This window comes from Williamsia sp. (assembly GCF_036566845.1).
In the GTDB taxonomy this organism is placed as follows: Bacteria; Actinomycetota; Actinomycetes; order Mycobacteriales; family Mycobacteriaceae; genus Williamsia.
Genome location: NZ_DATCVM010000089.1, coordinates 1 through 6,283, shown reverse-complemented (window position 1 = coordinate 6,283; position 6,283 = coordinate 1). Strand labels below are relative to the sequence as shown.

Here is a 6,283-nt window from a genome sequence, read left to right as displayed (position 1 = left end):
GGACAGCCAGATTCGTTTCTTGTCGATCTTGTACCGGCCAAGGATGTACACGATGAGATCCTTTGCATACCTGGGGTTTTCCTCCTTGCCGTACCAGGCCCACCATGTGAACCGCCCGACCGCATCGTCCGGGGTGAGCGGCACGAGCAGGATCATGTTGCGGGCTTTCGCCTGCGCGATAAAACCGTTCGTGCCGCCGAGCATCCACGCGTTCGTCGGGTTGTTGTACTCGAATGCGCCGTCGCCGTGGAAATGGACGAGCAGGCCAACGGGTTTCGTCCAGTCGAGGCCGGCCGCATACAGGTGGTATTTCGAGCTGTACGCGTTGGTTGCGCTGTAGCTGACTCCGGTGACATCGGTGAGTGCTCCGCCCGATCCTGTGGTGTTCGATGGCATGACCGCCATTGCCCGTGTCGTCATGGGCTATTCCGCCATCAGGTAGAGCACGCCGTTTTCGTTCGCCCCGGTCCATGACGTGACCACCTGGGCGACGATTCCCGCTGGGGTGTCGGACCACGCCGGCAGCAGCGCAGGAGCCGCCAGATCCCGGCACAGTGTGGACAGTGCCCGGCGCGGGTGGGTTTGATCGGCCATGTAGAACGGATTGGCACCCGGCACCGGCAGCGACGACCAATCCAACAGAACGTAACCTTTCGATTGCGCCCACGTCACCGACTGCGCCTGATACGTCTGCCACGCGAAGTTCGACGGCAACGGTGGTTGCGTCGAGAACACGAAATCGGCATTCGGGCACCGCGTTTGCAGGCTCGCCACCAGGTTCTCCATCGCCGACAGATGCCCTGCGATCGGGGTTCCGCCATAGAAGTCGTTCGCACCGCCTAACAGGCCGATGTGGATCAGGTCTGGATCGAACCCGGTCGGCAGTGCCGTAGCGCCCGACTCGGCGCCGACCGACGCGGCGAGCCAGACGTTCCAGTCCCACGGCTTCGACCCGGATCGAGAGAGATTCATGACCTCGATCGGAATAGCACCCGCACCTTGCTCGACGATCAGCCCGTACACCATCCACTTACCACCCGGCCCCCTGGTGATGGAGAGCGTCGAACCGGTCACCGGAAGGTCCGACTTCTTGATCGACCCGTTGTACACGGTGCCCGCGGGAAGTGCTGCAGCTGCAGCGCCGTCGACGGAATAGTTCGGCACGTACAGCGACGCCCCAGCAGCATCGACCCACAGCACCGACACCTTCGAATACCCGGCGATCGAGATCGTCATCGCACCGTTCGAGGCTTCGTCGCGGATCGGCCACAACCGCGGCACTCCGGCGATGGCGGTGGCCGGCGCGACACCGAACGCGCTGCCGCTCGGCACGCCGAGGTTGTACAAGGCTTCACCGGTCACGACTTCGTTCTGGTTCCACGTCGTATGCGCCGGAATGAAGAACCGCTTCGCGCTGACCATCAACTGGTGCGGCCACACCGAACCCCAACCGTCCGTGGTCATCTCGTCCATGCTGTCGGAGATGTCGAGCAGTCGGGCCGGACGGGTAGCGCGGCGTGCGAGCGCACCAGCCCATTTCGAAAGTTTCGGATTCTTCGCCGGACTCGATACCGCGCCGCCGATATCGGCGAGAACTTGCGCCGGGGTGCGCATCTGCACCGCAGCCGCACCCGACCCCCGCATGTACGAGCCGTCGACAAGATCGGTGCGTCCGATACCGCCACGAGCAACAGGCAGTGTGCCGGAGGTGAGCTTGTCTGTCGAGTGGTCGGTCGGCGGGCGAGCATCGGACAGGCGCGTGTCCGTCGTCGCGACTTTCTCGGCGAGTTGATTCGTCACGGTCGTCGCGAAATTCTGGTCGTTGCCGAGCGCTGCCGCCAACTCCTGCAACGTATCCAGCGCAGCTGGGGATCCATTGACGAGCGCAGCGGCCGCCGCATTTGCGATCGCCTGTACCTGCGCCGCGGTCTGCGATGCGTCAGCCTTGACGAGTGAGGCTTTTGTCGGCGCATCCAGTTGAGTGTTCGTGACGGACGCTGCAACGAGTTTCGTGCCCTGGATCGAGCCTGCCGCAACCTGAGTGCCTGTGATCGTGCCGTCCGCGATCTTGGCAGCCGTAACAGCCTTGTCGGCGATCTTGACGGTGGTGGCCGCATTGTTCGACAGCTTGGACGCAGATACCGAGCTGTCAACGAGCTTCTGTCCACCGTTGATTGTTGCGTCGGCGATCTTGGCACCAGTGACCGCCGAATCCGCGATCTTCGCGGTCTCCACACTGGAATTGGTCGGTGTCCGCTCATTAGACAGACGCGGATCGTCGTCGTGGACTGTGCCTTCCAATCCAGCTTCCACGATCTCTGCGGCGGCGACCACCTCGTCACGAAGCTGCTTCACGAGTGATACCTGCGGCGGATCCGGAACCTCGAATGTGTCGAGTAGATCGCGCAGACGATGCTCGCCGCTCTCGGGAACGACGATGTCGAACGACTCGACCCACGATCCTGCCTCGATCAGCACATGGCAATGACCCGAATCGAGTTCCGGCGACTGAAGCTGCCCGGCCGGGGCGCGTACAGGTCTGCCCTTCGATGTGAGCAGTCCCGTCGCACCCGACTGCGGACGACCGGGAGGCGCTGAGAAAGTCACGACGATGTCGACGCCGGCGAGCGCGATATCTGAAAAGTCTTCTTTGATGATCGATCCCATGACTACCCCTGCCCTGTGTCTCCAACGGTGGTTTCCCGTGAAATGTGCTGCACTGTCAAGCGATTTCGAGCGACACCGCCGATGATGCCGCGGCCTGCGGCAATGACCGTCACGTACACCTGAACCTGATATCCCGCATCAGGAACGACTACCGACGAAATCGACGTATCCGACCGAGTCTTGTTGTCATCGAAATACTCCATCTTCACGGAATAGACTGAGTTGTCCGGCTTCAAAACGCGCACCTCCCAGCCGACACCACCGCCAAGAACGTTGATGTAGTCAAACCACAATGACGCCCGGATATCCCATAACCCAGCCTCTTCCAGGACGATTCGACCATTCGCGATGTGACACTTCTTCATCGGGCCGACCTGATGCACAAACCACGCCTGGCCGGCGTTCGCGAACCCGCCGGACGTATCCATGTAGGCGGACCCGTAATCAAGCAACGGCGACAGTAGATCGGTGCGCTCGTTGTAAAGCTCCTGCCCATCAACCCATTCCTGCACGCCTTCCAGTCCGCGGTCACCTTTACCGAAGATTTGACTGATCGACTTGAAGATATTCTGTGCAATCTTCGACAAAGGTCCAGACAAGAATTCACCGAACTCGCGGGCCATGTCGCCCATGTCGTCCCAGCCGGGATTGTGCCCACCGGTCCAGCCGTCAGGTGATGTCATCGATTACACCTCGTCGATCAGATCGTCAGGGATGGTGGGGGTGTCACCGATGCGGCCGGTACGGTCCCACCGCTGCCAGTCCCGGATATGCACCACTGCGGATCGAAATTGACCACTGAGCTTGTCGAATCGAACCGACAGCTCCCTGAGTTTCTTTCCCTGCCATGCAGTTACGGCGCTGATCACCGCGAGAGCGATCGGGGTCAGCGACTCGATAAGATCAGAATTCACCGAAACCTCGATCCGAACTTCCGCGAAACTCGACCGATCAGCGCGGCCACCGCGTCCAGACCCTCACCCACGATCACCGCGTTACTAGATGTGAGAACAGGTACCACCATGGGTGCAGTATTGCTAGCCGCTTTCGTGATACCGAAAACGGTTGCCGCGAAGCTCAATACCGCCACCCACTGGGTCGCAGTGCCGATCGAATACCACAGCGCCAGCGGTGCGAGTGTCGCCAGGAATCCGTACAGCGCTGTGCGCCACGGAGACAGGGAATGCAGCAACGCGAAAACGAGTGTCACGGAAGCGAGCCCTGCCGCAGACCAGAGCGATGCCACCGTTTCGGTGACGACGCCGAGGCCGGACATTAGTAGCACGCCGGCCGCGACGTAGGTGTAGTACTTGGCGCGCGCGGTCGCCGGGACCGCGGTTCGAATGGTGTCGAGTGTAGACATGGTTTAGCTCCTGTCAGTGTGAGATCGGGAAGTGGTGATCGGGCCCATCCGTTGGGCGTAGTGCGACGGTTCCGGTCGGCGAGTAGTAGACATCGCCGCCCTCGAAGTGCTGGACGATGTCGCCGTTGTCGAGGGTGATCTCGTCGGAGGTGGGCCAGCCGAGTTCGCCGTTTTCGAACTCAGCGCGTCGCCAGGTCGCGAGGATCAGTCCGTGGACGCGGTATCCGCGATCCTGCCCGAACTTGCGGTACAGCGGGCCACCTTCGAAGCCCTGAACGTCACCCCATGGCTTTCCGTCCGGTCCGGTGAGCACGGTGTGGTCACCGATCGGGAATCCGAGCGGCCCGGTCTCCCATTCGTAGACGGCGTACGCGTCGAGCAGGTGGTTCGGGATCGCCTTCGCGCCGGTCTCGGGTGACCAGTAGATCGCGCCGTTGTCGAAGTGGGAGTACTTCCCGCCGCGGGTGCGGCAATCCAACTCGCCGTCCTCGACCAGGCCGAGCCACGATGTTTCGCCGCCGATCCGCTTGTATTCCTCGTCGATTGCGTTGAGAACAACGACCGGAACCGGCGCGGGCGCGAGGTACTCGCCGAGGATCTGCTTGGCGAACCACCACGGGAAGTAGATTCCGAGGTCGGTGTGGTTGCCGATGCCCAGAATCTTGGTGACGTAGGCGTGGTCGGCGATACCGGAGCCGCGACGGTACTTACCGCCACCTTCAGCGAGGATCTCGGTAGCGATGGTGCCTTTGCGTCGGCAGACCTCGAGGGTGAGCCAGACGGCGATGCGGATGTCGTCGGCGCGGGCCATCCACTGCGCTTCGGTCCACGCTGCGCGGGAACCGGCGAAACACAGGTTGTAGCTCGACGGGTTCGCGTTCAGGACCGACCATGATGCGAAGTCGTCGTCGACGACGTGGCAGACGATGCGGTCACGCACGATGTCGTGATAGCTCGCGTTGTTCGCGGGGTTGCCGCAAAATCCGGCGAGCTGGACAGCAGACGCGTTGCCTTCTTCGGTATGCCAGAAGGCATTGACGACCGCGGCGCCGAAGCGGCTCGATCGGGCATTGCTCAGCATCCAACGGGTTTCGAATGCGGGTGCGAGGGTCATTCGTTGTTCTCCTTCGATTCGGTCAGCGCTGCAATGGCTTCGGCGCGCTGATCTTCGGGCAACTTGTTGACTCGAGCCACCAGCAGCTCGGCTGCAGTGGGTAGCGGTGTGGGTCGTGGCTTCGTCTTCGGCACCCATTTGCCGGGATTGTGCGGATGAACGCCCCCGGATGTGGGTGGGTCGTACCGAAGTTTGCAGTCCGCGACGGGCTGGAACCCGAGCTGTTCGAGGTGGTAGCCGAGGTCGTTCATCTCGTCGGGCTCGAACTTCGGCGCCACGTTCCTCATCGTCGGGTGCATGAACACGTACGCGTACGGATGCATATCGGCTGGTATCGCTTCGTGCAGTTCGGGACTGAGTTCGTGTGAGGTGTCCACTGATGTCCTCTCAGGTCAGGTGGCACTCGAAATCTGGCGGTATGCGCCCATCAACGTTTCGACGTGCCGAAGTGCTTTGGTGCCGTTGGGTTCGGCGGCGCGGTAGTCGCCGACCGAGAATGCCCAGAACGGGGCGGTCGTGCGGTCCCATGCTTGTTTGCCGGATGCGATGTTGGAGAGCCAGATTCGGTTGCCGATTTCGAAGCCGCAGCGGATGCCGACTTCGATGTGTCTGCCCATGTAGTAGCCGCCGCTGCCGTCGTCGAAATCGGCGGCGAAGGAGACGTAGCCGCGGGCCTTGTGCAGTCCGACGCGGCCGGTCTGCAGTCCTGACGGTGAGACTGCCGCTCCGCCGCCGGATTCGTATCCGGATTTGTGCGAGTAGCGGCCCATGGCGGCTTTGCGGTCGTGGTCGGTGAAGATCGCCCACGCGAGGATGACATCCTCGACGGCCTTGTCGAAGATCCCGAGGGTGAGCCACGGCAGTCCGATCGCGCCGCCGAGAAGGCCGAGCAGAATGTTCGAGAGCAGCTTCGCGCCAGTGTTGATAGCGTCCGGAGATTTTCCGCCGGTGGTGATCGTGTGTTCGATCGGCTTGTGGATCGTCATCTTCGATCGCAGGCCGAGGTATTGACCTTTACGGAAGATGATGTACGGGTCGTCGTCGTTTCCGTGGTTGGGGTTGTTGTTCGGATCGGCGATGGTGACGGTTTCGGATGTGCCGTCCGGTTTGATGATCCGTACCAGATCGCGGATCGGGTC

General features: G+C 61.8%; 6 protein-coding genes and 2 pseudogenes. All 8 read right to left on the bottom strand.

Translation table 11 applies throughout. The annotated features are described in order from the left end of the window. Positions 1 to 420 (bottom strand): annotated as a pseudogene (locus tag VIQ49_RS07550) (hypothetical protein); the annotation flags it as partial. A gap of 3 nt (positions 421 to 423) precedes the next feature. Next, positions 424 to 2,667 carry an SGNH/GDSL hydrolase family protein gene (locus VIQ49_RS07545; protein WP_331882699.1) on the bottom strand — a complete coding sequence of 748 codons (2,244 nt, stop codon included), beginning with the start codon at positions 2,665 to 2,667 and terminating at the stop codon, positions 424 to 426. Positions 2,668 to 2,669: 2 nt separating this feature from the next. Continuing rightward, positions 2,670 to 3,350 (bottom strand): hypothetical protein, encoded by a 681-nt coding sequence (locus tag VIQ49_RS07540; protein ID WP_331882697.1) that lies wholly within the window; start codon positions 3,348 to 3,350, stop codon positions 2,670 to 2,672. Positions 3,351 to 3,353: 3 nt separating this feature from the next. Then, positions 3,354 to 3,581 (bottom strand): hypothetical protein, encoded by a 228-nt coding sequence (locus tag VIQ49_RS07535; protein ID WP_331882695.1) that lies wholly within the window; start codon positions 3,579 to 3,581, stop codon positions 3,354 to 3,356. After that, positions 3,578 to 4,030, bottom strand: a complete 453-nt coding sequence (locus VIQ49_RS07530) for a phage holin (protein WP_331882693.1) — start codon at positions 4,028 to 4,030, stop codon at positions 3,578 to 3,580. Before VIQ49_RS07530 ends, VIQ49_RS07535 begins: the two co-directional genes overlap by 4 nt. A 13-nt stretch (positions 4,031 to 4,043) precedes the next feature. Next, the gene (locus tag VIQ49_RS07525) at positions 4,044 to 5,144 is read right to left on the bottom strand and encodes a hypothetical protein (RefSeq protein WP_331882690.1); all 1,101 of its coding nucleotides are present in this window, start codon (positions 5,142 to 5,144) and stop codon (positions 4,044 to 4,046) included. Next, positions 5,141 to 5,521 (bottom strand): phage gene 29 protein family protein, encoded by a 381-nt coding sequence (locus VIQ49_RS07520; protein ID WP_331882688.1) that lies wholly within the window; start codon positions 5,519 to 5,521, stop codon positions 5,141 to 5,143. The genes VIQ49_RS07525 and VIQ49_RS07520 overlap by 4 nt, the downstream gene beginning before the upstream one ends. 15 nt (positions 5,522 to 5,536) lie before the next feature. Next, positions 5,537 to 6,283, bottom strand: a pseudogene (locus tag VIQ49_RS07515) (hypothetical protein); the annotation flags it as partial.

What these genes read in the sequence shown, in the direction of transcription:
- VIQ49_RS07545 (WP_331882699.1), bottom strand. Translation starts at nt 2,667, where the DNA reads ATGGGATCGATCATCAAAGAAGACTTTTCAGATATCGCGCTCGCCGGC.
- VIQ49_RS07540 (WP_331882697.1), bottom strand. Translation starts at nt 3,350, where the DNA reads ATGACATCACCTGACGGCTGGACCGGTGGGCACAATCCCGGCTGGGAC.
- VIQ49_RS07530 (WP_331882693.1), bottom strand. Translation starts at nt 4,030, where the DNA reads ATGTCTACACTCGACACCATTCGAACCGCGGTCCCGGCGACCGCGCGC.
- VIQ49_RS07525 (WP_331882690.1), bottom strand. Translation starts at nt 5,144, where the DNA reads ATGACCCTCGCACCCGCATTCGAAACCCGTTGGATGCTGAGCAATGCC.